The organism is Halococcus sediminicola, assembly GCF_000755245.1.
Lineage (GTDB): Archaea > Halobacteriota > Halobacteria > Halobacteriales > Halococcaceae > Halococcus > Halococcus sediminicola.
In genome coordinates this window covers 12,374-37,527 of sequence record NZ_BBMP01000001.1, presented here as the reverse complement: position 1 = coordinate 37,527, position 25,154 = coordinate 12,374, and the positions used below count along the sequence as shown (strand labels likewise).

Genomic DNA, 25,154 nt, shown 5'->3' with positions numbered 1-25,154 from the left:
TATCAGAACTATCGATGAGTGCGTCAGCCTGGTCCCATCCCCCGGCGAGTATCTGGCTGGAAAGTGGGCCGGTCGGTTTGGCCCCCGGCCCGTGGTTCACGTATACTCCTACGCACGGTGTTCCCGTGTTGACCGCACGTAGCACAGGCAAACACGCCTGCACGTCTCGTTATGGGTGGCTATCACTTAGCTCTTGTTGCCAATTGGCATGGGACGTCACGTAGGACCGATTGCCCGCTACAGTAGCCGAGAAGCGCATGTAACTTCTCTATCGGCTCTCGAATCAGCAAATGTGTGCTCCCTCATTCGTGACTGGGGTTGTTCGTTCGACGAAATTCTGCGCGCCGGTAGCGATGACGGTTTCGCCGAACATCGCCATGCTGGCGGCACCCCCGTCTCGTTCGACGCGCTGGACTTCCTTGGTGACCTGATCAGTTGCGAGCCCACTCCGCTGCACGAACTCCCATGACAGGTCGAGGAGTTCTCGAAGCGAATTCTTGGGAGAGAAACGCGACAGACTCTCCCGCCCGCATTTGCGTACTCGTTCGAGTGTCTGCTCGTCATCGAGGACCGTACTGGTAGTGATGCCATCGAGCGCGGTGTACTCGAGATCGGCCGACAACTCCGCGCGCTGGGGTCCATCACCAGTGTTCCAGACGAGACCGCCACGGTCCTGAATGAAGACATCGCCGAGACCGGTCCCGGCTTCGATCTCTGCGCGATGAGCTGCTTCGAGGAGATCCTCGCGGCTCCGTTCGAGATCGAACGCGTCGTTGGCAGCAAGCGCAGTGGCGAGGGTTGCAGCACCGCTGGCTCCGAATCCATATCCGACCGGAACCGACGCGGTCAGCGACACCGCTGCTGAGACATTGAGCTGCTGAAGGACGTTTTCAACGGGCTCGAAGGTAGTGAGCTCTCCGTTAAGGCTGACCGATGTATCGGGACTGGGCTCAACCATAGCATCGACGCCGTCCTCAATGGCGAAACTCACCCCAAACGACCCGTCTTGTGGAGATTGCGGTGGGACGAAGATTGGCGTCACACTACCAGGGGCAGATGCAGTTACCGACGAGGGGCCTCTCGTAGCCATTAGTTGCCAGCAGTAGTCATGTATATAAGACCTTGGTGAGGGCCCCGTGGGAGTGCAGAGTGCTCGACTGAGTTCGGCTGGAGATTCTACGAGTCGAAGAACCGATCGATTCGGTGGAGGTCGACGGCGTGATCGGTATTGCCAGCACTAACGAAATCCGCAAGAATCTCGCCGATGATGGCGGTAAACTTGAACCCGTGGCCGGTGAATCCGGCAGCGACGTGGACGCTTTCGTAATCCGGGTGACTGCCGAGCACGAAGTGGCCGTCGGATGATTCGGTGATCACGCAGGTGCGCAGCCGCATCGTCGGTCTGGCTCCATCCGGGAAGTACGCCTCGGCGAACTCGCGGTGGCGTTCCTCCTTGATGGTGGTTGGCTCTCGGGGCATTTCGTCGGGATCGGCGGTGTTCGGCAACGACGGCTCGCGACCGAACTTGAACCCCGGCACGTCATGAATCGGGAAGCCGTATCCGTCGCCATGTTCGCCGGCGAGGCTGAACACTGGAAACGTCTCCGGCTGAAACTGTTCGGACCTGTCGGGCTGGAGCCACGCCATGATCCTCCGGCAAGGGGTGAGTTCCGGCGCGAGATCGGGGAAGAACTTGCTGGCCCACGCGCCCGCCGTCACCACCAGGTTGTCAGCTTCGTAGCGACCTTTGGCGGTTTTCACCCGGACGCCGTCGCCGGTTTCGTGCCAGTCGAGGACGCGCTCGCGGGCTTTAATGGTGGCTCCCTCTGCGCGTGCTGCCTCGACGTGGGCGATTACGGCCTGTTCGCAATCAACGAAGCCACCATCGGGTTGGTAGACCACCCAATAGTCTGCCGGGAGGTCGTATCCCGGAAAGCGCTCATTCACCGCCGTCCCAGTAAGTACCTCGTGATCGACATCGTTGGCCTCAACCGAGCGACGGGCGTTAGTGAACAGGTCCGCGTCGGCTGGGCTGGCGTGAATCGAGCCGGAATCGTGAGGAGGTCGCGGCCGGTCGCCGCCTCGAGGTCGCGCCAGTTCTCGAAGGTGGCTCGTGCAAGTGGCACGTAGGAATGGTCTTCGGGCTGTGTGAGCCGGACGATGCGGGTACTCCCGTGGCTCGACCCGCGCGCGTGCTGGATATCGAAGCGCTCGATACCGAGAACGTCGAGACCGCGTTCAGCAAGTCGAAAGACAGCAGCGCTGCCCATTCCGCCGACACCAATGACGATAGCATCGTACTGCTCGCGAGAGATGTTCATACCCAACGCCGGCGGGGCAGAGAGAAATGTGTTGCTGCGGCCGTGGTGGCCGCTAGCAAAATACTTCATCCACGGGGTGAGTGTCGCTACTTAGCCAAGTTGACTTATGGAACTTGTATGTCTTCACCAAATTCGATTAAATCTTTGTATCGCTTGCGGATGGTGACCGTCGAGATATCGGCCACTTCGCCAACGGCTGGCTGAGTGACTTTCTCGTTCGTGAGCAGTGCTCCAGCGTAAACCGCAGCAGCTGCAAGCCCAACAGGATTCTTCCCGCTCAGGTAGCTCTCCTCAGTTTCGATCACTGCCCGTGAATAGGTCGCGGCTGCGTTGCGTGGCCTCTTCGGACAGATCAAGCTCCGAGGCGAATCGGGGAATGTAAGCCAGTGTGCCAGTTGAACGTCGTAAGAAGGGCATTTGAGCAGTGTCCAAAAGGTACCCCTTCCTGGCCACTCCAAAACCACCCGACATTATACGTCGATCAGCCCCACCAGAATCAGCCTGCAACCGTCTGTCGGCCACCTGCGCGGTGCAGGTCACTCGCTCTAATCGGTCTCAACCGAGAGGTCGCCGGCCGAGAGAATCGAATTATTCGGGTCTTCCCGTAAAACCTCCTCGGGTCCTGGAGGCGCGTAGACTGCAAGAAGTCGGAGGGGCTCCCACGTCGCGTTGATCGTACTGTGATAGGCGCCGGCTGGAATGTGCACCATCTCTCCGGCAGTGATGCGTCGTTCCTCACCGTCGACCGTCTGGATACCCTCGCCGCTGATGACGTAGAGAATCTCCTCGCTATCGGGATGGTTGTGTCGCTCGTGGCCCTCCTTTGGAGCGAGTTGGACAATTCCCGCACTGAGCTGCTCGCTGTCAGTCACATCGGGTGTACTCAGCCACTTGATTCGTCCCCAGTCGAATTGCAACGTCTCGACGTCTTCGGGCGCGATGAACCACTTTTCATTTGTCATATGTGTACAGGACGGCAGCTACAGCGTATCAATCTTCGGTCGGTCCCGGCCGCACTGGCCGGTTCAGCCACCTGTTCAGAGTGCCAGTGCCGACCGGTCGTCCAAACAGTTAGACAAGACCCGCTTCGCCCATGTACTCGTCGAGTTTTTCGGCAATCGTCTGTGCGAACTCCTCGTCGTTGATGTTCGTCTCTAATTCGAGAAGTTCAATCCTTTCGTCGAGGCTCTCACGAAGGGCGTCGAACAGCGCTTCATCCGCCTCGGGATCATGGAAATCCTCGCCTTCGACAGCGAGCATCGAGACGCCACCAAGCGGCAGGACAAGCGCAGTTGGTCCTGTCGCTTCATTGAGTTTCTTCGCAATGATCTGGCCGAGTTCGGCACACTCCTCGGGGATCGTCCGCATCAGTGTCACCTGTGGGTTGTGGACGTGGAGATTCCGGTCGCGGAACTCCTCGGGAATGTCGTCCATCGGCCCGAAGTTGACCATGTCGAGCGCGCCGGTCGAGACGACCTGCGGCGTTCCGGTTCGTCCTGCGGCTTCGAGACGCTCCGGCCCGGCATTCAGGACGCCGCCAACGAGTTCGTCAGCCCACTCGGTCGTCGTCAGATCGAGCACGCCGTCTCCGCCGAATCTGCGCCGGTTGCGGCGGCGTTCGAGGAGTCGATGGTTGCGGTCATGGTCCCATCGGGGTTCTCAACAGTGACATCGAAGCTGAGGGTAGCTGCTTCGGCGGAGACGTTTGTTCCGCCCATCGAGGTAACACCGCTCGCAGCAAGCGAGAGGCTCACGGTCTGGGTTTTGGAAGCGCCCTGTGCGACCGAGGTCGGGAACGAGGAACTCGAGATGGTGTTGCCCATAATGCTGGTTTCGGGGAAGGTGACTGTAGTCGAGCCAGTATAGTTCCCAGGACCGTCGCCCTGAATCGACGCAACACCCGGAGAAGCAAACGACCCACTGTCAGACGTGAGGTTCACCTCGAGCGGTGTGTTGGCATCTCCGTTCACATCCGCGCTGACAGCTAGATCCAGCGCATCGACACCACCACCGAAGTTGTCCCAATTGAGCGTGACAACGGGGGCGATCATGACATCGATGACCTCACCGGCGTTGGTCGTGACGGTGACGTTCCCATCCTCGCCTGCTTCATAGGTGCTGGCGGCGAGGGCCGGCTGGGTGCCGTACCAGAGGCATGCCGGCGAGCGCGCCTGCGCCAATGACACCGGCGGCTCCTTTCATGACGCCGCGGCGGCTGAAGAAGGTGGTTGGTTCAGTAGTGGTGCTGCTGCTGCTGGATTGAGTGTCTGCGTTGTCTGCCATAGGTCAATTTTCCTCCTACACAGGCTGTGGTCCCGTGCGAAACCAAACTAACCCTCATATTGTGTTAAGGCTACTTTGGTTAGTATAGTAACTAGTGAGAGAGTATATATAAGTTTCCCTAACCTTTGTGTTGTCATAGCATACTTCCAGAATTAGGGTATCTCGAACGTAGGAAGAGAGATAGAAGATACTTCAATATGCGCAGTTCTCATGTAATTCAACTATCTCACCGCAACAACATCACTGGAGAGTCCAGCCCTCCGGGTCCGCCCACCTCCACGGTCCTGCTCGCGCACATAGCGCGCTGTATAGGCTTTCGCAGGTAGACATCTTCCAGCAGCCTTTTGATCTCCATAGGTATCTCAGCGAACTCTCACGCCACACAGAACGATGGAAGCCGAGAGGGCGAACCTCTTTGTCGATACGCACGAAACAACGGATATGACTCAGATCGTCTCTACAGAGGACACGCTCGGTGGTGAGCCGCGGATCGACGGCCGACGTATCGGCGTGCTCCATATCGCTGCCCGTGTCATCGACAAAGGCGAGCATCCCGAAGACGTGGCCGCGGACTACGACCTCGATCTCGCGGCCGTTCACCACGCCCTTGCATACTACTACGATCATCCCGACGAGATGCAGGAGTGGCGCGAAAAGAAACACCAAGCCGCCCAGCGCGCCAGCGAACGCCAACTCGATCCCGAGAAATTCCGTCAGCACGCATGAGGGTGCTCACCGACGAGCACATCTCCCCCGTCGTCGCCAACACTCTCCAGAGCGAGGGCATCGACGCTGTGACTATTTACGATACACCCATTAGCGGGAAGGATGATCCCGCCGTTCTGGAGTTCGCCAACGAGAACGAAGCGATGATTCTCACCAACGACCTGGATTTCGTCACGAAGGAGTTCGTCGACGATACCGACCACTGGGGTATCCTCTTCTACGAAGACCAGCGTACCCCGCGCAGCGACATCGTTCGCTCCGTCCACAACGCGCTCAGCGTTCTCAGACTCGAGGACACCCGCAACGAAATCGTCCATATCCCCGACGGCTGGTTGTGAACGCTACGCCGACTCGGAGGCCCCGTCTCATCTTGAGTGCCTTATGTACTCATCAGTGGATCGTGGGCATCAGTTGTTATGCAAGGTACCCCAAATCAACTACGACTTGCCGAAATATTCCGAAGTGAGCCTCCCGCTTTCGAGATAGTAGCGGTAAAGATACGGTCCTGCTTTTCACCGTCGCTCATACACATACACGACTCGTCACCACAGATCACCACCTCCTCAACCACGGTTCCCTACCCTTGGGTGGATTAGTCGACCAGCTCGACTGCTTCGGGAAGGTCGTCTTCTTCGACCGGCCGCTCTCTCCACGCGAGCAGCTCTTCGATGTACTCACGGGTCTCTGCGAACGTCTCGCTGTCCTGTTTGGGCAAGCCTTTGGCGAAGTATTTCGGCAACCACCCCGGCGGATCTGGTGGGCCCCATTCGATCATGATACTTATGTAACAACCGAAGGCAGATGAAGCCATCGAGTGTTACATAAGGTCGAATCCTAACGCCCTACAAGGAGAGGTCACCATCAGAACACAACCGTCCGTAGTCGCCACCTCAACCGCTTTCCACCTGCGTCTCAAACGAACTCGCCAGCGAGAGCGAATTACTGGCTTTCAGTATATTTATCAGACAGTTGTGAGGGCACTGTCTAGATAAGCAGATCCAACGAAGAGAGTGTAGTTCTTTGGGGAATTAGGTCGGATTCAGATGGGGATTCTCGATCAGGCCACTGATCGTCTCTTTGGTCCATCAATCGGCAAATCGATCCTAGCTCAATCTCCATATCGGCCCGAACCCTCAGACGGCCGAAATCAGCCGATCCGCCTTAACTAGACAGTGCCGTTGTGAGAGAAATTACGGTACGATGAGCATGTCGAATGTCTCCAAGGAAGAAATGGAAAACGCTCGTTCACCAGGAGTGATTGAGGTTCTGAAAGAAGGGGCATCAATTGCGACAAACGTCCCGATCCTGTTTGGTCTCTACGTTATTGCGGCTCTAGCAAACGTATCCTCAGCCAGTCTCAGCGGATTCGTGTCGATAATCGTCACCGCGATTGGGACGCTAGTCGCCTACAAAGGGATGGGGAAAACCCTCGATACGGAGGGGTCGCGAGTCATCTTGATCGTGTACACGTTTCTCGCGTCGTTAATTGCGGGTATTATCGGTGGATTCGCGACGCTTCTGTTAGTGATACCGGGTATCTACGTTACATTGCGATTCCAGTTCACGACGGCGGCTGTGATGCTCGAAGAACGGGGTCCGAGTAGCGGTCTCCAGCAAAGCTGGGCGATCAGTAGTGGGAATGTCTGGACGATTTTCGGTGTCGCTGCGGTGTTTTTCGGTATCTCGCTGATCTTTTGGGGTGGCTCGATTCTCGCGACAGGTGGTATCTCAACGGGGACGACTGCTGAGCTGTTCCAGGGATTTTCCAACCAAATTGTCTATGGGAGCGCTGTTCAGTCGGTGCTGCTCGGGCCGGTACAGCTTTGCTGTACGGTCTATATGTATGAAGCCTTCCGAGCAAAGTAAAATCGAAAACCAGCTCTTCGAAGAATTCGATGAGCTTCGAAACCTGCTCTCGCTGTACTCAACTCCATTGAATCGGTGAACCTATTCACGTATTGCGTCCGTGAATATCTGACGGCTGTAATCAGCCCCTGACATCACATCTTCCGTCATCATTCCACTCAGGAATTGGTGTTGATTCCAGCCGCAGTCATGCGATTCGTCTCTTAGCTAACGACAGATGGCTTTATCATACCCTATCGAAAGCAAGCAAAATCATCCAGCGTGCTATCCGCGGCTCAGGACATTCGTACTCCCACACTCCGGACATTGTGTCAGCGTTCCGAGCGGCGGGGCCTCCACGTGATCCCACTCGTCTCTGCCAGGGGCTACTTCGAATCTACACTCCAGACACCGCGACGGCAACACTGTCGAGTCACGCTGACTCATATCGATTCCCCGGTTGTGGGAGCGATCCCAACGCTTCAATTTCCGACTCCGCATCGTCATCAACCCGGATGAGTCCCCCTATCATACTGACAGCCACCACGCCAGACTCTGTAAAAATTACCCCCTCCCCCCACTGCCCACCTTTTTTCTTCGATGATGGCGACACATCGCTGTGGGACCGCAGTTGCTCTCTAACTCCGGAAAAGCTTCAGACTCAATCGTGCTTGTTAGGCCGGAGCCGCCGCGAGCAGTATCAACGACGACGCGAGGAGCAGGATTCCCAGAGGAGATGAGCTATACAATCGACGCTTGCGAGCGTACTGGATTCCAGTCTGCGAACTCGAGATACTTCGACTCTGAAGCTATTCTCGAATCGAGGATAACGCTCGAATAAGGCCTGCGATCAGCCCTCCACCCAGTGCTGCGAGTATGCCGAATCCTGGTCCTCCAACATTACTTCCGGCTTCGTCTTGTGTTTGCTCTCCTGCTGTATTCGAGACAAGCTGTTGTACTTGGCCAGATGTAGTTGTTGGATCGACTCCGAGTACCTTTGTCGTGAGTACGTAGAGTTGGCCTGCGTCGTCGCGTCCAAACCCAAGAACATACGAGTCGAGCTCGTTGGTGTTCGAGCTGGCTATCTGGAGTTCTTCGAGTTCCCATGATTTGTTCTCGTCTCCACCCGTGGTTTCCTTCTTAGCATCCGGAGATGGAGTAGCAGCGAAAAGTGATCCTCGTGGTTGGCCGTCCTTACTGTAATCTCCGAAGACGTATTTGCCCTGTAGATCTGCCATCGTTTCATCCTCGCATTTGTAACCGCCAATCACTGAGAGGCCAACGCTTTCATCTTCGTAGACGTGCGGATATTCGATGATCGGATCAATTAGCGGTTCGCCGCCACGGACGTTTGGTGGGGTTCGTTGCGGACATTTTTCAGGCGGGTTCTGTGGATCGTCCGTACTATAGCAATGAAATCCTTCTCGGACGTTCCAACCGTAGTTTTTCCCTTTCTCGACGATGTTCACTTCTTCGTAGTTGCTTTCGCCCACATCAGCGACGAATAACTGTCCATCGTTGAAACTCATCCGCCAAGGATTGCGAAACCCCCAGGCATAGTGTTCACCACGGCCTGGTTTTCCGACGAGAGGGTTGTCGTCTGGGATCGCATATTGTTTGCCGCTCGCTCGGTTGTTGATATCAATTCGGAGAATGCTTCCGAGGAGATTATCCGTGACGTCCTGGCCGTTGCCACCGTTGTTCTCAAACCAGTCGTCGGTATGTCCGGTTTCGAGTTTACTTCCACCGCCGTCGCCCATTCCCATGTAGAGATACTCGTCAGGGCCGAATATGACGGAACCAGCGTTGTGCGTATGGTGTGGTGACGGGATATCCAGTATGATCCGTTCGGAGGCTGGGCGTCCGTGCTGACGGTTCTGATCCGCCGTAAACTCTGAGAGTCGCTCGATGTGTGTGTAGCCCTTGGGCGTTTTCGGTCGTGCGGGTGCACTGTAGCGGACGTAGAATTTTCGATTGTCCTGAAATTGCGGGTGGAAGGCAAGCCCGAGGAATCCGCGCTCATCAATCGTGCCCTCTTCGACTTGCCCGAAATCGATGAGTCGATCGGCGATATCGAGGAATGGTTTGTTCTGCAACCCATCTGCTGTGTGGACGTAGATCTGCCCTACCTGGTCGACGATACACCATCGGTCAGTGTCATCTGGGACAACTTCGAAATCGACTGGTGCACTAAGAGAGCCGTCGGCAACCGTTTTGGTACCGATAGTTGCTCCCCACGGCATGAATCGCTTGTCTGGCTGGCTGTGCGTTGGAGTGCTTGTTTGCTGGTCCCCGATAGTGATATCGCCGCGCATCGACCCAGGATGTGCCTCACAAACGTATTCGGCCATCTCGTGCGTTGCAGTGAACATGATCGTCTGGACCACACCACGTTCGGTTGTGAATGACGTTTGTTTGAGTGCTGACCCATCAGCGTCTAGGAGCGCAATATTGTGCCGTTGGCCGTCCGTGTTTTTCCATTTAATATGATATGTGCGTCCAGCTTCCAGCAATAGCGTAGGATTGGTTTGAGTCCGTATTGCTGTGGGAGTGCGTCCGATCCATCCTGAAACCGCACCGTCGAAGCGTATCGTCTGTGAGGGCTGTATGGCCTCTGTAGTTGATTGAGCCTCTACTGTCGTCTGATTGCTGATGCCTGCAAGAGTGGTGCCTGTAGCGATTGTGGTGGTGAGAAGCCGACGACGAGTTGGATTAGTGAGTGCTGACGATACTGCGGTGTTCTTACCGTCTGACTCTTGTGAGACCATTTTCGTTATCCGAAATCAACAGCTATGCTGTGTTCATTCACTGTTTCTGGTCATCATAGCGCGCTCAAACGCTGAGATGGTGTATACGAGGCTCTTCCCGCTGGTGGCCGGTGTCGCGAGGACGACGTTCTGATCGGTACAGATGACTTTGATGGCGTTGATCTGATGATGATAGAGCTGGTCGATATTGCGTCGTGCGATCGCCATGTCGATCCGGTAGTTGAGATCGAGATCCGTAAGTGTGGCTTCACGTCCGGGGTGCGTTCGTGATACTGTATCCGTCCTTGATGCTGTGATCGATTGTGAAGCCAGGTGATCGTCTCGTTCACAGTATAAGCAATGTATCGTGCCGATTCGTTAAGGGTCTTGCCGCTTTACTTCCAAGAGCGGGACGAGGGAATTCGAGGCGAAGGGCAACTACATCGCGTACTCTTCGACGAGGTTGACGACATCGTACACATGAAGACCGGTTTTAAACCAGAGCAGCCGCTCAGCCCTGAGATCGATGTCCTCGCTCGTGCAATCCAACTCCTCGGACACGGCTAACACTAGGTTATCCGCATCGGCCTGACGAACCTTGGCGAGCTTCTCATCGAGATATTCGGGCGTCCAGAAACCCACGATCTCCAGAATCGCCCGGCGGCCGTCGGGATGTTCGAGCGCGAAATCCGGGAGCATCACTTCTTCACCTAGATCAATTACGTCGTCCTCGCGAACTAGCTCCCAGTCGGTGTTCGCCCGCTCCCACTTGTCGGCGAGCGTTCGTTCGAGGTCGCTGTCGAACTGGCTGCCACCGCTGTAGTGTGTCTGGAGCCCCGCCGCCTGATCGAGTGTCAGCTCCCGTGTTTCGTTGGCTGACTCGTCGGTGAGAATGTCCGCGGTGAGCTCCCACCGCTCGCAGTGAGGCAACGCGGGCAAGAAATTCGCCATTCGAATGCCGTACTTGCGCGACTGGCGGAACAGCGAGGCCGGACCGTCCAAGATCGCTTCGTATCCGTCCACACGGTCCGTGCTCGAGCTGCGTTCGCCGCTCTCGTCAATCGGATAGATTCGGTGCATCAACCCGAACAGCTTCACGTAGCTGAATACCGTCGCAAAATCGTCCCAGACCCGAATGCGCAACTCGGTCGCATCGTAGAGCACTGCGCGCGAGCGCGAGGTTGTACCGATGCAACAGCCACTCGACAGTGAGTGCCTTACCGGCGTATTCCTCCTCGCTCTGGCCAGTCAACTGGGTCGTACTGGTCGTCCTATTGATGTCCAGCTCGATCGATTCGGCGACCTGATCGCCGAAGCGTACGAGGCGGCTATTCGCATCGAGATCTGCGTACATCCCCTGATGACACTCCGCGAGCGAGATGCCGAGGTCGTCAGCGACCGCCGTGTAGACGTCGAGCTTACGAGTGTCGGCACCGAGCGTCGGCTGCCGGACGATCGGATACGAGTTATCGGCCGAGAATTCTGGTGGGGTTAGTCGAGCGAGCGAAAAATTCGGTTTCTTCGAGCGGTGACAGGATATCTTCGAACGGGAAGACTACCTGTCGTAGGTCAGTCGTTCGGACGACGCACCACTCGAAACGTTTTCTCGATCGGTCTCACCGCCCTTACGATGTCTTGCAGTAGTGAACGAATATCTTGTGTCCCTCTGGACAGCGCATCTTCTCGTAGTCGCCGAACAGGGCTGCACTGCGTGTTACCGTTATCTTCGTCCCTACATCGGGGGCCGGTGCGGTTGTCGTTAGTCCACAGTCGGGATGCGGACACATCGCCTCCACCATATCCTGAGTTTCTAAGACTGCCTGACGTACCTCACGGTGTGCCTGCTGGAACGCGTCGTCAGCCTCTTGATCGTAGATCCTTGCCATGCTCTACTCCTCCAACTCTTCCATCCTGTTGGCCATGTGTTCGAAGACTTCGATGTGGTCGTCCTGCGGGCTGAAGAGAATGAACTCCGTGTCTTCCTCAACCCAGAGGGTGTGTCCCGGCGGCCAGTAGAGTTGATCGCCTGCCTCGCTGACTTCTTCAATCCCGTCGCTGTAGCGAAGGTTGATTGCGCCGTCCAGCACATAGCCCCAGTGGGGACACTGGCACATATCGTCCTCCAAACCTTTGAGGAGCGGCGTAAGGTCGGTTCCGGCAGCAAACCGGAGGCGTTCTGCGGCCAGTTCGCCGTAGTCGGTCGCCGCACCGAAGTCCGTCTGCTGTCGTACTTTCGCGTCCGGTGTCTCTATCGCAACTGGGAGTTCTTCTTTTGCTTTCTGCATGAGTTCTCTCCTGTGCGGCAGGTGTCTACCTTCCGCGACCGCTAGTACGCTGGATGAGGAAATGTAGTTATTCCATGCAAAATTTCACCCCTTGCAAATAGTATCCTCCATCAATTATATCGGCAGTCTCGTTCTCGCATCTTGTAGCAACCGATATCGTTGCGAGTGGGGTGCATTCGGTCCGACGAGACGGAAAAGAGGCCCTCTGATGAGCAGAGAGTCATCCCCAACAAATGAAATCAACCAGTAGAACGCTACAGCAAATTGGGGATACCGACCGACAATCAGGCCTCAACGCGTAACGTAATCCTTTGTGGATCGTGATCTGCCGTCTCGAATGCGTCCGGATCAAACGGGCGCGCTTCACTACGATAGCGCTCGTACGCATTAGTCGCCCAGTCGCGCGCCTCTGACGATTTTGTATCGATCACGGCCTTGAGTTGTGCGGTCTCGCGATCGTGTCCACAGAGTCCGATACAGTCATCCATGACGTTGAGTCCGCACCGATCGCCATCCGGCAGGTCGTCATGCAGGAGGATGGTGCAGTTCTCGCACGCGAAGACTTTGGCGACAAGGTCGGGATTCCACGCGATGATGGCTCGAAGAACTGATGGCGCATAGACATATTCCATCTCCATCCCTTCGATGACGCGCCGACAGAACACTTCGATGTTCCCTGATTTGTAGATCGTCGTCCCGAAGCCACGTATCGTCTCGGTGTGCTCAAGCAGGTGAGTCACGCGTTCGACGGGTTGATAGGGATACGCAGGCCCCGGATACGAGACGACGACGTCATCGAACAGTTCGACTGAAAATCCATCCATCTCACGCGGCAGCCATTGCCAGACATCGCGTAACGTTCGTTCGAGGCCCATTGCGTCATGGAGATTGAGGAATCGCGTGGCAACAAAAGTTCCTAACGGCGTCAGTTCGTATCGAGGCGGATCTCGGGTGACCCAGTGGCGAGCTTCGAGATCACTGAGAACACGGGAGATAGTCGAAGCCGAGGCCTCGGTGGTGTCTTGCAGATCACGACGATCAGAGGAATTCTCAGCTAGTGCGGCGAGCACCCCGATGCGGTGCTGTGAGCGGGCCAGAAAGTCGATGTCTTCGAGCGACGGGTCCATGATCCTTACACCGTTCACCACGCATATTTGTGTCCTAATGTAATAGAGGCATCTAAAAAATTCTGTCACTACTCCGTTCGTTTCAAGTTCAATCTCTGTACTGGGCAGTCTCTCTCGGTTCTTCTGATTTCCGTAGCTCTGCACGAGGGTGCGTGGAACGTCATTTGCCAGCTCTCAGTTCCTGATGTGAGTTCAATGAGGGTTTCCTGATCTCCATATCGCGATTGACAATATGCTCGTCAGCGACGAAATCGTCAGGCCGAATGGACGGCGACAAGCACACGAAGGCAAGTACTCGAATAGAAACTGAGTTGCAGCGAGTCTTTGAGTTTGAAACCAAGTGAGCTAGGAGTGTCCAGAAGGTACCTCTTCCTGACGCTCGGTCCAGAACCATCGGACGAAATCCCCTATTCGAACGCACCGGAAAACCGCCATCACCCACTGTCTACACTCGGTCAACACCCAGAAGCAAGAAGTCAATATCAACTCGACGAGTGACACAGCGAGTTTTAGCACTCGGCCCACATGCGTGCAATACCATGACCGAACTTGTCTCTGAAGCGGTTGGCCGACTGCTCCATCTGACGACTCCCGAGATGGACGAAGTACTCGAATCGATGGAAGCGCAGGCACGCGAGTCTGACTTCCCAACCGTCGGCCCTGATGTCGGGGAATTCCTCCGGCTCTGCGCCCGACTGGTTGATGCCGAGTCCGTTTTCGAGTTCGGTTCCGGCTACGGCTACTCCGCGTACTGGCTCGCACCAGCACTCTCGTCTGATGGGCGGATCGTTCTCACCGAAGTCGACCACGACGAATTAGAGCAGGCCCGCGAGTACCTCACTCGCGGCGGCTACGATGACCGCGCAGTGTTCGAGGAGGGTGACGCCCTGGAGACGATCGAGCGCTACGATGGCCCGTTCGACCTCGTACTCATTGACAACGAAAACCACCGCTACGTCGACGCCTTCGAAGCCGTCCGCGAGAAGGTTGCTTCTGGTGGTGTCGTCATCGCCGACAACGTCATCACTGCCACTGGACAGTTTGACCCTGAAGAGCTTCGTGCTGTCTTAGAGGACGATCACGAACCAGAAACCAAGAATCTGGCTGGCATCGCGGATTATTACCACCACGTCCGCACAAATTCTGCATTCGAGACCGTCCTCGTCCCCGTCGGAGAGGGCATTACTGTGAGTGTTCGACTGTAGAAGCCCCGCGACTACAACCGAGTCCTGACCACGGTTCAAAACTCCAAGCTCTAGGCACCATGCTAAGTAAGCACGCCAAAAGAGGAGCGTGTCAAGAATTATATGTCCATACGAGAAATTGTACGGGATGTCAACAGACGATATGACCGCCGAACTCCACTCAACTGAACTGCCGAACGGCGAAACCATCAGCTACCGCGAGCGTGAGGGCGGGACGATTCCACTCCTCTTGCTCCACGGCAACCAGACATCCTCGAAACACTGGGATGTCCTGCTCGAAGCGATGGATCCAGAATACAAGCTCTATGCGATGGATATGCGAGGGTTCGGTGCTTCATCATATGAAACACAGATCGATTCGATTGCCAACTTCGCCAACGACGTCGAGATGTTCGTGGACGAACTCGACCTCGAAGCGTTTCACCTCATGGGGTGGTCGACCGGCGGCGGAGTAGCGATGGAATTCGCCGCAGACCACCCTGACCGAGTTCGGAAACTCGTTCTCATGGCTCCGGTGAGCACGCGTGGCTATCCGATCTACAGAAAGGACGAGAACGGTGAACCCACCGACGAATTTCTCACCACGCGTGAAGAAATCGCCGAGGATCCGATCCAAGTCATGCCCGTCGCCGAGGCCCAGCGGACGAACGATGGAGCGACGATGCGGGCAATCTGGGAGCAGCTCATCTACACTCACAACCAGCCAGAACCTGCCCGATACGACGAGTATGTCGAAGATATGCTCACCCAACGCAATATCGTCGATGTCGACTACGCGCTGGCACAATTCAACATCTCCGAAGAGGACAATGGTGTCACCGAGGGAACGGGGAAAGCAACCGAGATCGATATGCCAACGCTTGTACTTCGGGGTGAGCGCGACCTCGTGATTACCGAGGAGATGGTCAAACAGACGGTTGCAGACATCGGTGCGAACGCCGAATTGCTCGTCTTAGACGACTGTGGCCACTCGCCGCTGATCGACGACCTCGACCAGCTCCTTTACGAAGTGACAACGTTCATCGAATCGTAGCGCCCTCACTGGAGACGAAGAACAGCTACCGGAATTGCCGAAGAATTCAGCGACTACCGCCACCTGGACGACTTCAACGAACTCTCGCTCGTTATCGACAACAGCGACCCGGACCACTCGACGCTCATCGTCCACATCGACCATCCACAACCGGCCGCCCTCGACAAGCGCGTCGAAACCTCCCTCCGCGACAATAGCGCGCGGACCGAACGCGAGCGCCACGATGACACCGACATCCGCGTTCTCGCCACCCTCGAATAGTCGCCCAACGATTGCCTTACGGGGGAATTTCTCGTGTCTCCAGCAAACGTCGCAAGAATCTCAACCGAGTCTCACCAGCGGCCGGACCAATCATTGATGCCCAAACCCTTATGTAATTTTTCGTGGGAAGTAAATGGAGATTGTTACACAAGGCGCGGCGGTCCGCTCATGGTTTCCCGAGATACTCCGAGGTGAGCGTTCCATCCTCGCGGTAGTACCGATAGAGATACGGCCCATGCTTCTCGCCGTCGGTCATGCACGCACACGATTCGTCGCCACAGGTCACCATCTCCTCGATCACGGTCCCCTGCCCGTGGGTGGATTCGTCAACTGGCTCGGCTTCTTCAGGAAGGTCGTGCTCTTCGACCGGCCGCTCTCTCCACGCGAGCAACTCCTCGATGTACTCGCGGGTCTCTGCGAGCGTCTCTGCGAGCGTCTCGCTGTCCTGTTTGGGCAGGCCTTCGGCGAGGTACTTCGGCAACTGCCCCGGAGGGGCCGGCGGATCCTGTTCGGTCATAACCACCTTATGTAACAATCGAGAGCGCATAAAGCCACCGAGCGTTACATAAGACAGACGACGCTCCACGGCGGCCGAAGCCCACCACCGGACGAATCCTGAAGATTCTCGTTTCAGCCTTGCTTTGGCTGTGTCTCAAACGAACTCGCCGGTGAGAACTCGGTCAACTCCTCAATCTCAGGCTCCTCGCGGGAGCTGTCCCATCGCCCTCGATCCGGGATATGCCCGTCGACAAACCGGCGGGCAGTCTCCCACTTGTCGAGGTCGAGCACGCGCACGGTGAATTTGTTGAGGCCCGCACGTCGGGCGGCCTCCAGACGCTTGTAGCCGCCGACCGTCTTGTACTCGCTGTCCGGAAACTCTCGTACAGTCGGGAACGTCAGCAAGTGGCCACGCTCGCTCGTCTGTTTCACGAATTCCTTGTGGTCGGGAGTGTCGAACTCGCGGGCGCTGTACGGCGATGGATCGCGTCGACAGCGAGTTGTTGTAGACACAAACGGTCAAGCGGCTCCATCTCAGTCAAGTCGGTCAGTTGTGTCGGCAGCATGTTTGAGGGTGGCTTCGGGGTCGCGGAATCGGATCGATCCGTCAGCGAAAACAAACCCACTCAACACTGCCGATTGAGTCAATCTCTCATCTCACCCCGATGCAAGCAACTCTCGCGTTGCTCGTTTCAAGATATTGAGTCCGGCGGCAGCATCGCGTAGGTTGATGTGCTCATCAACGGTGTGTGCCTGTTCAAGACGACCGGGACCCCACGTGACGGCATCGATTGCTGCATCGTTCACGAAGTTCCGCACGTCGGTGGCTGCTTCGATACCCCACGGAGCGGGCGTTGTTCCCGTTACCGAACCCACGCTCGATCGAAGCACCGATGCGAGATGGGTATCCGTCGGCACAGATGCCGCGGCGTACTTCTGGACGCGCCGACACGTCGCGTCGACATCATGATCCGTGGCGAGAGTGGCAAGAAGGGACGCTATCTCGTCATCCACGTCTTCAAGCGATTCGCCGGGAAGAACTCTCCGGTCGAGGAGGAGGCTGGCTTCTTCCGGAAGAACAGCCATATTCGAGTCGATACCGGCTGCCATCTGTGTGAGCGTCGCGTAGGAGCGACCGACGAGTGAATCCTCGCTCTTCCTGAGTTCGGTGTCGTAGTCGTCGACGGTGGCGATGAGCGGCCCGACCGCTTCGATTGCGTTGGTGCCCTGATCGGGACGACTCGCGTGTGACTGCTCGCCGCGAACCGTTATCTCGTAGCACGCAAGCCCTTTCGACCGGGTAGCCACTCGAAAGTCGGTAGGCTCCAAGACGATACCGTAGTCGCCATCGAACCCTTTTTCAAGCAACGTTTTGGTCCCCGGATCGGCCGTCTCTTCGCCGATGGCGACGTGCAATACGATGGAGCCGCTGTGGTGGCCAGACTCGATCTCATCTCGCATGGTACGGATCGCAAGCATTCCCACGGCCAGCCCCGTTTTCATGTCCGCCGCCCCCCGTCCGAAGAGCTTTCCGTCCTCGATGTGACCGCCATATGGATCGTGCGTCCAGCGGTCGACATCGCCGGCAGGCACAACGTCCGCATGACTGTTGTACACGACGGTTGGCGCGCCTGAGCCGACCCATGCGGCGACCTGTGGACGATCCTCGTACGGCTTTTCAACGATTTCGTGCTCGATGTCGTGTTCGTCTAGCCAATCGGCCACGAATTCGGTGACGGCAGCTTCGTTTCCCGGTGGATTCTCCGATTCGAGACGCACGAGATCACGGGCAAGAGTTTCGAGTTCTGAATGCCGATCACCGTTTTTCATTCGAACTATTTCACGCAGGCTGCGGATAAAGGTATGCTACCATCTGACTAGAGCATGAGAGTTCGTTCATTCGACGCTGAGATGTTGGTCCCAAACGAGATGGTTCGTGCCCGATGGCTGTAGCCACGCGATCAGTCGTCGTTGGTTGAGTCAGGAGAATCGTAAAGCGCCTTGATAGTTTGCCGTTCCTCGATATCGAGGTCCTGAGAGCGGAGATACAGGCGGTAGCCGAAAAAGACGACTGCACCGGCGACAGCCCACACGAGAAGCATGAGTGCTGGGTTTGAGGTGAGACCCTCGACGATATTTCCAGCCAGCACCGTCCTCGCCGCTGGCTCCAGTCCGTTCACCGAGAGGGTCTGCCATCCGAGCACTGCCATCGTGAGCGCACTCACACCGCCGATGATCGAGCACACTATTGGTGACGGACGGAACTCCGACTGCTCATACAGCTCCGGCCGGAGCCACGGCAGTGCCATCCCTGAAAGGGAATGCGTGAAATAAACGAGCGTTACCGCAGAGAGGGTTATTAGTATCGCAAACTGGAACGTGGCCGTCAGTACCAGAACGACGCTAACTACGTACGTGATCGTTAGCGACACGTCCGGAGTGTGAAACCGTTCGTTGACGTGTGCGAGAGTGCTCGGAACGATGTTATCCTTGCCGAAAGCGTACAACAATCGGCTCGGGACCAGATACGACGTATTTATTGTGGTCAAATACGCGAGGATGCTAGCGAGCGCGATGACGACGGCTGTTCCGGCCGGGAAGTACGACTGTGCGGCTGCGGTTAGGGGTGCTTCCACCGAGGCCGCAGTCTGCCACCCGATTACGCCGATTACCACGAACGTGACGAGCGTGTAGAGTATTCCAACGCCAACCGAAGTGTACACGAACAGTTTCGGCAGCGTTCGCTGTGGGGCTTTCATCTCCTCGCCAGCCTGTGCGAGCGCCTCGAAGCCGATATACGAGAACAGAAGTACCGCAGTACCAGATAGTACGGGGTCAATATAGCCATCCGCGTACAGCTCTGCCGGGAGCAGGGGTGTGAAGTTGCCACCGCTGACGGCAAACAGTCCAGGGACAACTAGCAAAAGGAGAGCAACGACGAGCGGGATGGTCATAAACGCCTGTGCGTTGCCGTAGATATCGATTCCTATCAAGTTGACTACGAACAGGACGGTAATCACCAAGAGCGCCCACGTCTGGGCCGGAAGAAAGGAAAGTACATCGAAGGTGTGGAGTACACCACCGAGGTCGATTCCGATAGCAGCAATCGTTCCCGCATAAGCGACCCATTTTACCCACATGACGATGTAGCCAGTGAACAACGAGTTCCACGTCCGGGAGATGTGAACGTATGCGCCCCCGGCGTGTTCTCCCAGCGGTCCACTCATGTAAATCGAATATATGAGTGCAGTGACGATGATGAGTGGAATTACCGCAAGGAATCCAAGGGGAACAGTCGGTCCCATAACAGCAGCCGCCTGGCCAGTAATGACGAAGATCCCGGCTCCGATCATCATTCCCGCCATGATTGTAGCGCCGTGAACCCAACTGAGTTGACGAACGAGACCGCTCTCTTCTGTGTCTGAAGACATGTGATACCTCGTGCCGTGCTGTTGTCATACCTAGTATAAATAATCAGGTGGAATCTTTGATTTCTCGTGGTTTTGAGAAGGTTATCAGCAGATTTTGTTCCCCACCCAAAACCGACACAAACGCCGGTCGCATCGGATATCAGGGTGGACGTTATTTATCGATAGTTCTCGTTCGAAGGAGTATGTCGATGAAGCACGTCAAGAACCTCGAGTGTGTACAGTGTGGGGCGACATACGCCCCCGGGCAAGTTAGCTACACCTGTCCGAACCATAGTGGCGTGAGCGGCATCCTCGAAGTGCAGTACGATTACGACCGAATTCGCGAGCGTTTCGACGAGCCGCTCGATGGCGACATCCGAAGCCAGTGGAAGTACCGGGCGTTTCTTCCCGTCGACGACGATGCGACGCCCGTGACGCTCGGCGAGGGTGGCACGGAACTGTACGATGCGCCACGACTGAGCGAACAGTTGGGCGTCGAAACGCGTGTGAAGGACGACGGCCGCAATCCGACCGGCGTCCTCAAGGACCGTGCGACGAGTGTCTCGGTCACCAAAGCAATGCACGCCAGCCGTGGCATCGTCACCTGCGCATCAACGGGCAACGCTGCGGCGTCGCTCGCTGGCTACGCCGCCCGTGCTGGAGTGGACTGTCGGCTGTTCGTTCCGAGCGACGCGCCGGTGGGAAAGCTCGCCCAGCCGCTCGTCTACGGAGCGGACGTGCTCGCCGTCGACGGCTCGTACGACGAAGCCTACGATCTCTCGATGGAAGCCACCGAGGAGTTCGGCTGGTACAACCGCAACGCGGCGATCAATCCCTACCAAGTGGAGGGAAAGCGGACCGTCGGCCACGAAATCGCCGAGCAGACCCGTGGCGACGTCCCGGACTGGCTGGTGTTCTCGATGGGCGACGGCTGCACCATCCACGGTGCATGGAAGGGCTTCCGCGAGTTCCGGAAGATGGGCTTCGTCGAGCAGGTTCCGAAAATGCTCGGCGTCCAGGCCGAGGGCGCGGCAGCCATCCACGACGCCTTCCACGAGCACGGTTCGGCCGACGAACTGGCGAGCACGCGCGCCGACAGCATCGCAGTCGGTCGGCCTCGAAATACGGTGAAAGCGCTCAGAGCATTGAACGAGAGCAGTGGCTCGTCGGTTCTGGTCGATGATGAGGAAATTCTGCGCGCGGAGAAGCTGCTCGGAAGCACTGAGGGCATCTACGCGGAGCCGGCGGGTGCAGCGCCTGTCGCCGGCGTTCGCACGGCACTTCGGGAAGGTCTCATCGAGGAGAACGAATCGGTGGTGGTCGTGGTGACCGGAAACGGATTGAAAGACACTGAGAGCGCAATGGAAGCGTCTGGGACAGCGACCGAAATCGCACCAAACATCGAGGCGGTAAACGAACTGTACGGTACTGATGGAGATTGAACCGACCCGGAGACACCGATCCGAGAGACGGTACGGCGATACCGTTCACCGTGGTCAGCCACCGAAGGCTAACGTCTTCACGACCACCGGTACGGTATCGCTATCGGCAAGTGGAGAGCCGATATCGAGGTAATCGCCCTCGTCAGCCTCGACCTCGTCGATGGTAAGTATTGGATGGCCATCGAGATGACTGTTCAATGTCTGTCCGAGTGCTTTCGCGCAGTTCTGTCGTGTCAGCACGACCACTGGCATTCCCGTTTCGTTCGCATCCCCGCAGGCGGCCGCTATCGCCTTCGCAACGTCCTTGACTCGCTGGTACGTCACAGGCCCGACGTCGTCGATGGAAAGCACAAACGGCTCACCGGGGCCATGTCTTTCCTCGGCCGTCGCAACGGCGTCGTCGAATCGATCGAAAAGCATCTCACGACAGATGTTTCCGAGATCAAGCGCTCCGATGACGGGGAGGTTGCGGAGGGGCAACAGCGATGCGTCGACTGCGAGCGTACGACCGCTCAGCCGCATCGTCTGTGTCCCGGCCCCAATAACGGTCGCCCGAACGTCCTCTTCGGGCTGGAGCACCGGAAGAGCGGCCGCCCGATCGCGGACGGCAGCAGCCAGTAGCGAACCAGCGTCGCCATACGCATCCGCCGCCTCGTCCGGTGTATTGACCAGCCGCCCGACGCCACCGGTGAAAACGACGCCGTCCAACTGGACCGTCTCCGTCGGCAACGAACCGATGGCAAGGGTTCGTGTCCGGTCAGCGAACGGCGGGCCAGTCGCGGTGTCGAGAACACAGTCGGCCATCGCGGCAATCAACTTCCGGAAGTCATCGCACGTCTGGTTCTCTCCGCCGTCGATTGAAAGGCCCAGTTCCTCGGCGAGACTCCGTGCAGGCTCCGAGAGCTTCGCTACGGTTCCCTCTCCATCGAACTCGACCAGCCGCCCGCCGACGTCGATGCAGCGGGTGTCACGAACGCCGGTCGCATCGAACACCGCGATGTTCGTCGTTCCGCCGCCGATATCGACGTTCGCAATTACCGCTTCCGTCTTAATGGCGCGGGTCGCCGTGCCAGCGCCCCGGCCGGCCAGAACGGCCTCGAGTGCCGCACCGGCCGTCGCCGCAACGAACTCGCCGCTGTCGATTGCCAGTCGGTGCACGAGCGGTTCGGCGTTGTCCTTGTGGGCCGTCTCGCCGGTTACGATGACCGCCCCCGTGTCGATTTCGCTCGGGGCTACCCCAGCCGCTGCGAGTTCCTCGTGCACGATGGAGGCGGTCGCCTCAATGTCGACGGTCTCGGCATCGAGCAGTCGGGTCCGGTGTATCTCACCTCGATGGAGGATTTCACGATCTGTGACCACCAGCTTGTCCGCACCGGCGTGGCCTGCGGTGCCGACCGTCAACTCGCTCAGGAGCACCTGCGTCGTCGTTGTGCCGATGTCGATGCCGATGCTGGTGAGTCGTCTCTCGCTCATCGGTCTCTCGTGTAACGTCGGCACGGCCGTCTGATTTAGTTATCGTCTGTCGATTCCTCAGTAACGGTCTGGGAAACGAAATCTTTCACTCGGTGACGAACTCGCGCTCGTCCTCGCGGAGTTCGAGCCCGCTACGCTCCTTGTCACACATCTCGGCCACGAGGTCGGCAATCTCCGCGCCAGCCTCGACCGGAGGCAGTCCGTCAGCATGAATGTTCGAGATGACCGATTTCTTCGAGGTGGGCGTGCCGCGCTTCGGGCCGTAGACCATGTACGCGCTCAGGCTCGCGGCCGTGGCGAGACCGGGACGCTCACCGATGAGGACAACACAGCAGTCCGCATCGAGTTCCTCGCCAACGGCGTCCATCACGTCCACGCGCCCGTATTCGACGAAGATGAGCGTCCCGACATCCAGTTCCCGATCCGCCAACCCGTCCATACAGATGGGCAACAGCTCCGGAACGTTCGCTTCGACGGCGGTCGAGCTCAGCCCGTCGGCGACGATGAGCTGTACTTGAGGATTCTGCCGACAGTTCTCATGGAGGTGCTTTATCGTCTCTTCGGAAATCTCGCGACCGAGGTCCGGACGGGTGAGATACTCCTCCTTGTCTTCGACTCGTGTTCGGATCTTCACAAGATCAAGGTCGTCGATCAGTTCGCCCGAAACGTGCGTGAGCACCGCATCGCGGGCCGTCCCGTGGTCCGACCGGAACGTCACCAGCGCGTCCGTCCGGGGACGGGGACCGGCACGGCCGACGCCGAGCCGCGAGGGGGTGCGCGTGGCGATGCGTTCGAGCGCGGCAGCGTTTTCCGGGTTCTCAGTAGTGTTCCGTTCGGATGACGAACGGTCGTCGGGAGGGGTCATGTGAACACCGTCGGGTCGCCGGCGCGCTCGGTCGGCCGGCCGTTTTCGAACAGCTCCATCTCGTCGAGCCACTCGGCGAACGACTCGATTGGATCGAGATCGAAAATTTCCCGAAGGGCCGCCGCGTCGTGAAAGCTGTTCGACTGGTAGTTAAGCATCACATCGTCGCCCATTGGGACGGTGATGAAGTAGTTCGTCCCCGCCGCCGCGAGCAACACGGCGAGATTCTCGATGTCGTTCTGATCCGCTTGAATGTGGTTCGTATAGCAGGCGTCAATACCCATCGATATCCCGTGAAGTTTTCCCATGAACACGTCTTCCAATCCGGCGCGAATCACCTGCCGTCCGTCGTAGAGATATTCGGGACCGATGAATCCGACGACCGTGTTGACGATGAACGGGTCATAGCGCTTCGCCAGCCCGTAGCAGCGGGATTCGAGCGTCAGCTGGTCTACCTCCTCATGTGCGTCGCCCGAAAGCTCCGATCCTTGGCCGGTCTCGAAGTACATAACGTTCGGTCCCGACGAACGACAGCGGCGTTGCCCGAGGTCGTGTGCCTCGTCGAGGAGGGCGACATCAACGCCGAACTCTTCGTTGCCAGCCTCGGTCCCGGCGAGGCTCTGGAACAGCAGGTCCGCCGGCGCTCCGTCACGAACGGCGTCCATTTGGGTAGTGATGTGCGAGAGACAGCAGTTCTGGGTCGGCACGTTCCACTCCTCGATGAACTCCGCCGTCGCTTCGAGAATCGCCATCGTGTTGGCGACGTCATCCGCGACCGGGTTGACGCCAATGAGCGCGTCGCCCGCCCCATACGAGAGTCCCTCGCGGATCGCATCGAGCATGTTTTGGGTGTCGTCCGTCGGATCGTTCGGCTGCAGTCGGAACGAGAGCGTTCCCGGCTCGCCGATGGTCGTGTTACAGCGGGCGGTCACGGTCATCTTCGAGGCGACGAGCACTAAGTCCATGTTCGACATGAGTTTCGTCACGGCTGCGATCATCTCGCTCGTCAACCCGGCTCGAATCTCACGGATGTCATCGTCACGGGTCGTCGAATCGACCAAGAACTCCCGAAGGTCGGCAACAGTCCAGTCGGCGATGTGTTCGTAGGACGATTCCTCGATGGCATCTTGGATGACGCGCGTCACCTCATCGTCCGCAACGGGAACGACAGGGTTTTCGCGGAGTTCGCGGAGCGTGACGCGGCTCAGCGCGTCCTTCGCAGCGACGCGCTCGGCCTCCGAGCGAGCGGCGATACCGGCGAGTTCGTCGCCTGATTTCTGCTCATTGGCTTTGGCGAGCAGTGTCCGGAACGAGTCGAATTCGTATCGCTCGTCGCCAACTGCTGATGTAATTGCCATGGACACAGTGGGATTTGTAGTGCTACAATCTAAATGTTTGCTAACATTTACCAATGTTCTCTTGTTGTTGTTCAAGTTTATTTGCGTTACCTGGCCTTTAGCCAGGTACGCACTCCTAACATAGTCATCTGAAGTGGATGAAATTCTCATAGCACTGTATAGATAAGCGATTTCGAACGAGTGAGCGCAGCTGTCCGGAGAATTGCTTCGAGTTCGAACGAGGATTGCTGATTAAGCCGCTGATCGTTTCTCTGACTCACCAGTGGTCGTTTCAG

General features: G+C 57.4%; 22 protein-coding genes and 4 pseudogenes. 6 read left to right on the top strand and 20 right to left on the bottom strand.

The features are described from left to right. Positions 1-283 precede the first annotated feature (283 nt). From ACP97_RS00195 to ACP97_RS21175, 6 genes and pseudogenes are all read right to left on the bottom strand, one after another. Positions 284-958: a GHMP family kinase ATP-binding protein gene (locus ACP97_RS00195; protein ID WP_449404911.1), complete on the bottom strand. Its 675-nt coding sequence runs from the start codon at positions 956-958 to the stop codon at positions 284-286. Between the two features lie 218 nt (positions 959-1,176). Next, positions 1,177-2,270: pseudogene (gene solA, locus ACP97_RS00190) on the bottom strand (N-methyl-L-tryptophan oxidase). Positions 2,271-2,425: 155 nt separating this feature from the next. Continuing rightward, positions 2,426-2,705, bottom strand: a pseudogene (locus tag ACP97_RS00185) (transcription initiation factor IIB 2); the annotation flags it as partial. Between the two features lie 161 nt (positions 2,706-2,866). Beyond that, positions 2,867-3,283, bottom strand: a complete 417-nt coding sequence (locus ACP97_RS00180; RefSeq protein WP_049995834.1) for a cupin domain-containing protein — start codon at positions 3,281-3,283, stop codon at positions 2,867-2,869. Positions 3,284-3,392: 109 nt separating this feature from the next. Next, positions 3,393-3,908: pseudogene (locus tag ACP97_RS00175) on the bottom strand (Tm-1-like ATP-binding domain-containing protein); the annotation flags it as partial. Between the two features lie 522 nt (positions 3,909-4,430). Then, on the bottom strand, positions 4,431-4,523 hold the full coding sequence (locus ACP97_RS21175) for a hypothetical protein (RefSeq protein WP_237561041.1): 93 nt from the start codon (positions 4,521-4,523) through the stop codon (positions 4,431-4,433). Between the two features lie 522 nt (positions 4,524-5,045). Here ACP97_RS21175 and ACP97_RS00165 point away from each other — a divergent pair. Both ACP97_RS00165 and ACP97_RS00160 read left to right on the top strand, forming a co-directional pair. After that, the gene (locus tag ACP97_RS00165) at positions 5,046-5,330 is read left to right on the top strand and encodes a DUF433 domain-containing protein (RefSeq protein ID WP_049995927.1); all 285 of its coding nucleotides are present in this window, start codon (positions 5,046-5,048) and stop codon (positions 5,328-5,330) included. Further along, the gene (locus ACP97_RS00160) at positions 5,327-5,668 is read left to right on the top strand and encodes a DUF5615 family PIN-like protein (protein WP_049995833.1); all 342 of its coding nucleotides are present in this window, start codon (positions 5,327-5,329) and stop codon (positions 5,666-5,668) included. Before ACP97_RS00165 ends, ACP97_RS00160 begins: the two co-directional genes overlap by 4 nt. Positions 5,669-5,922: 254 nt before the next feature. On the opposite strand, the gene ACP97_RS20600 is transcribed toward ACP97_RS00160, so the two are convergent. Continuing rightward, on the bottom strand, positions 5,923-6,105 hold the full coding sequence (locus ACP97_RS20600) for a hypothetical protein (protein WP_237561006.1): 183 nt from the start codon (positions 6,103-6,105) through the stop codon (positions 5,923-5,925). Positions 6,106-6,536: 431 nt separating this feature from the next. On the opposite strand from ACP97_RS20600, the gene ACP97_RS00150 reads away from it, so the two are divergent. Then, on the top strand, positions 6,537-7,196 hold the full coding sequence (locus tag ACP97_RS00150) for a hypothetical protein (RefSeq protein ID WP_237561004.1): 660 nt from the start codon (positions 6,537-6,539) through the stop codon (positions 7,194-7,196). Positions 7,197-7,984: 788 nt separating this feature from the next. On the opposite strand, the gene ACP97_RS00145 is transcribed toward ACP97_RS00150, so the two are convergent. The 6 genes and pseudogenes from ACP97_RS00145 to ACP97_RS00125 all read right to left on the bottom strand — a co-directional run bounded on the left by ACP97_RS00145 (position 7,985) and on the right by ACP97_RS00125 (position 13,334). Then, positions 7,985-9,562, bottom strand: coding sequence for a PQQ-dependent sugar dehydrogenase (locus ACP97_RS00145; protein WP_049995832.1), 1,578 nt, complete (start codon positions 9,560-9,562; stop codon positions 7,985-7,987). Between the two features lie 414 nt (positions 9,563-9,976). Then, positions 9,977-10,150, bottom strand: coding sequence for a hypothetical protein (locus ACP97_RS19480; protein ID WP_154019861.1), 174 nt, complete (start codon positions 10,148-10,150; stop codon positions 9,977-9,979). A 210-nt stretch (positions 10,151-10,360) separates the two neighbouring features. Beyond that, positions 10,361-11,396 (bottom strand): annotated as a pseudogene (locus tag ACP97_RS00140) (DUF790 family protein); the annotation flags it as partial. A 151-nt stretch (positions 11,397-11,547) separates the two neighbouring features. Further along, a complete protein-coding gene (locus ACP97_RS00135; RefSeq protein ID WP_049995831.1) occupies positions 11,548-11,808 on the bottom strand; it encodes a hypothetical protein in 261 nt (86 codons plus the stop codon). 3 nt (positions 11,809-11,811) lie between these two features. Then, on the bottom strand, positions 11,812-12,207 hold the full coding sequence (locus ACP97_RS00130; RefSeq protein ID WP_049995830.1) for a cupin domain-containing protein: 396 nt from the start codon (positions 12,205-12,207) through the stop codon (positions 11,812-11,814). A 284-nt stretch (positions 12,208-12,491) separates the two neighbouring features. Beyond that, the gene (locus tag ACP97_RS00125; protein WP_049995829.1) at positions 12,492-13,334 is read right to left on the bottom strand and encodes a helix-turn-helix transcriptional regulator; all 843 of its coding nucleotides are present in this window, start codon (positions 13,332-13,334) and stop codon (positions 12,492-12,494) included. A gap of 539 nt (positions 13,335-13,873) precedes the next feature. On the opposite strand from ACP97_RS00125, the gene ACP97_RS00120 reads away from it, so the two are divergent. After that, positions 13,874-14,539, top strand: coding sequence for an O-methyltransferase (locus ACP97_RS00120; RefSeq protein WP_049995828.1), 666 nt, complete (start codon positions 13,874-13,876; stop codon positions 14,537-14,539). 127 nt (positions 14,540-14,666) lie between these two features. Then, positions 14,667-15,572 (top strand): intracellular short-chain-length polyhydroxyalkanoate depolymerase, encoded by a 906-nt coding sequence (phaZ, locus tag ACP97_RS00115; RefSeq protein ID WP_202593516.1) that lies wholly within the window; start codon positions 14,667-14,669, stop codon positions 15,570-15,572. 427 nt (positions 15,573-15,999) lie between these two features. On the opposite strand, the gene ACP97_RS00110 is transcribed toward phaZ, so the two are convergent. From ACP97_RS00110 to ACP97_RS00095, 4 genes are all read right to left on the bottom strand, one after another. Further along, positions 16,000-16,350 (bottom strand): DUF6788 family protein, encoded by a 351-nt coding sequence (locus tag ACP97_RS00110; protein WP_049995827.1) that lies wholly within the window; start codon positions 16,348-16,350, stop codon positions 16,000-16,002. Positions 16,351-16,463: 113 nt separating this feature from the next. Continuing rightward, positions 16,464-16,844, bottom strand: coding sequence for a ParB/RepB/Spo0J family partition protein (locus tag ACP97_RS00105; RefSeq protein WP_079977464.1), 381 nt, complete (start codon positions 16,842-16,844; stop codon positions 16,464-16,466). Between the two features lie 144 nt (positions 16,845-16,988). Next, positions 16,989-18,161, bottom strand: a complete 1,173-nt coding sequence (locus ACP97_RS00100) for a M20 family metallopeptidase (protein ID WP_049995826.1) — start codon at positions 18,159-18,161, stop codon at positions 16,989-16,991. 131 nt (positions 18,162-18,292) lie between these two features. After that, positions 18,293-19,762, bottom strand: coding sequence for an APC family permease (locus tag ACP97_RS00095; protein WP_049995825.1), 1,470 nt, complete (start codon positions 19,760-19,762; stop codon positions 18,293-18,295). A 182-nt stretch (positions 19,763-19,944) separates the two neighbouring features. On the opposite strand from ACP97_RS00095, the gene thrC reads away from it, so the two are divergent. Then, positions 19,945-21,183, top strand: a complete 1,239-nt coding sequence (gene thrC, locus ACP97_RS00090; protein ID WP_049995824.1) for a threonine synthase — start codon at positions 19,945-19,947, stop codon at positions 21,181-21,183. A gap of 54 nt (positions 21,184-21,237) precedes the next feature. Here thrC and ACP97_RS00085 read toward each other — a convergent pair whose 3' ends face one another. The 3 genes from ACP97_RS00085 to ACP97_RS00075 form a co-directional block, all read right to left on the bottom strand. After that, on the bottom strand, positions 21,238-22,656 hold the full coding sequence (locus tag ACP97_RS00085; RefSeq protein ID WP_049995924.1) for an ethanolamine ammonia-lyase reactivating factor EutA: 1,419 nt from the start codon (positions 22,654-22,656) through the stop codon (positions 21,238-21,240). Between the two features lie 85 nt (positions 22,657-22,741). Further along, complete coding sequence (eutC, locus tag ACP97_RS00080) at positions 22,742-23,521, bottom strand: ethanolamine ammonia-lyase subunit EutC (RefSeq protein ID WP_049995823.1); 780 nt, start codon at positions 23,519-23,521, stop codon at positions 22,742-22,744. After that, positions 23,518-24,879 (bottom strand): ethanolamine ammonia-lyase subunit EutB, encoded by a 1,362-nt coding sequence (locus tag ACP97_RS00075; RefSeq protein ID WP_049995822.1) that lies wholly within the window; start codon positions 24,877-24,879, stop codon positions 23,518-23,520. Before ACP97_RS00075 ends, eutC begins: the two co-directional genes overlap by 4 nt. Positions 24,880-25,154 lie beyond the last annotated feature (275 nt).

Excerpts from the sequence above, each read along its gene's own strand:
- ACP97_RS00195 (WP_449404911.1), bottom strand. The coding sequence starts at position 958 with ATGGTTGAGCCCAGTCCCGATACATCGGTCAGCCTTAACGGAGAGCTC.
- ACP97_RS00180 (WP_049995834.1), bottom strand. The coding sequence starts at position 3,283 with ATGACAAATGAAAAGTGGTTCATCGCGCCCGAAGACGTCGAGACGTTG.
- ACP97_RS21175 (WP_237561041.1), bottom strand. The coding sequence starts at position 4,523 with ATGAAAGGAGCCGCCGGTGTCATTGGCGCAGGCGCGCTCGCCGGCATG.
- ACP97_RS00165 (WP_049995927.1), top strand. The coding sequence starts at position 5,046 with ATGACTCAGATCGTCTCTACAGAGGACACGCTCGGTGGTGAGCCGCGG.
- ACP97_RS00160 (WP_049995833.1), top strand. The coding sequence starts at position 5,327 with ATGAGGGTGCTCACCGACGAGCACATCTCCCCCGTCGTCGCCAACACT.
- ACP97_RS20600 (WP_237561006.1), bottom strand. The coding sequence starts at position 6,105 with ATGATCGAATGGGGCCCACCAGATCCGCCGGGGTGGTTGCCGAAATAC.
- ACP97_RS00150 (WP_237561004.1), top strand. The coding sequence starts at position 6,537 with ATGTCGAATGTCTCCAAGGAAGAAATGGAAAACGCTCGTTCACCAGGA.
- ACP97_RS19480 (WP_154019861.1), bottom strand. The coding sequence starts at position 10,150 with ATGGCGATCGCACGACGCAATATCGACCAGCTCTATCATCATCAGATC.
- ACP97_RS00135 (WP_049995831.1), bottom strand. The coding sequence starts at position 11,808 with ATGGCAAGGATCTACGATCAAGAGGCTGACGACGCGTTCCAGCAGGCA.
- ACP97_RS00130 (WP_049995830.1), bottom strand. The coding sequence starts at position 12,207 with ATGCAGAAAGCAAAAGAAGAACTCCCAGTTGCGATAGAGACACCGGAC.
- ACP97_RS00125 (WP_049995829.1), bottom strand. The coding sequence starts at position 13,334 with ATGGACCCGTCGCTCGAAGACATCGACTTTCTGGCCCGCTCACAGCAC.
- ACP97_RS00120 (WP_049995828.1), top strand. The coding sequence starts at position 13,874 with ATGACCGAACTTGTCTCTGAAGCGGTTGGCCGACTGCTCCATCTGACG.
- phaZ (WP_202593516.1), top strand. The coding sequence starts at position 14,667 with ATGTCAACAGACGATATGACCGCCGAACTCCACTCAACTGAACTGCCG.
- ACP97_RS00110 (WP_049995827.1), bottom strand. The coding sequence starts at position 16,350 with ATGACCGAACAGGATCCGCCGGCCCCTCCGGGGCAGTTGCCGAAGTAC.
- ACP97_RS00100 (WP_049995826.1), bottom strand. The coding sequence starts at position 18,161 with ATGAAAAACGGTGATCGGCATTCAGAACTCGAAACTCTTGCCCGTGAT.
- ACP97_RS00095 (WP_049995825.1), bottom strand. The coding sequence starts at position 19,762 with ATGTCTTCAGACACAGAAGAGAGCGGTCTCGTTCGTCAACTCAGTTGG.
- thrC (WP_049995824.1), top strand. The coding sequence starts at position 19,945 with ATGTCGATGAAGCACGTCAAGAACCTCGAGTGTGTACAGTGTGGGGCG.
- ACP97_RS00085 (WP_049995924.1), bottom strand. The coding sequence starts at position 22,656 with ATGAGCGAGAGACGACTCACCAGCATCGGCATCGACATCGGCACAACG.
- eutC (WP_049995823.1), bottom strand. The coding sequence starts at position 23,521 with ATGACCCCTCCCGACGACCGTTCGTCATCCGAACGGAACACTACTGAG.
- ACP97_RS00075 (WP_049995822.1), bottom strand. The coding sequence starts at position 24,879 with ATGGCAATTACATCAGCAGTTGGCGACGAGCGATACGAATTCGACTCG.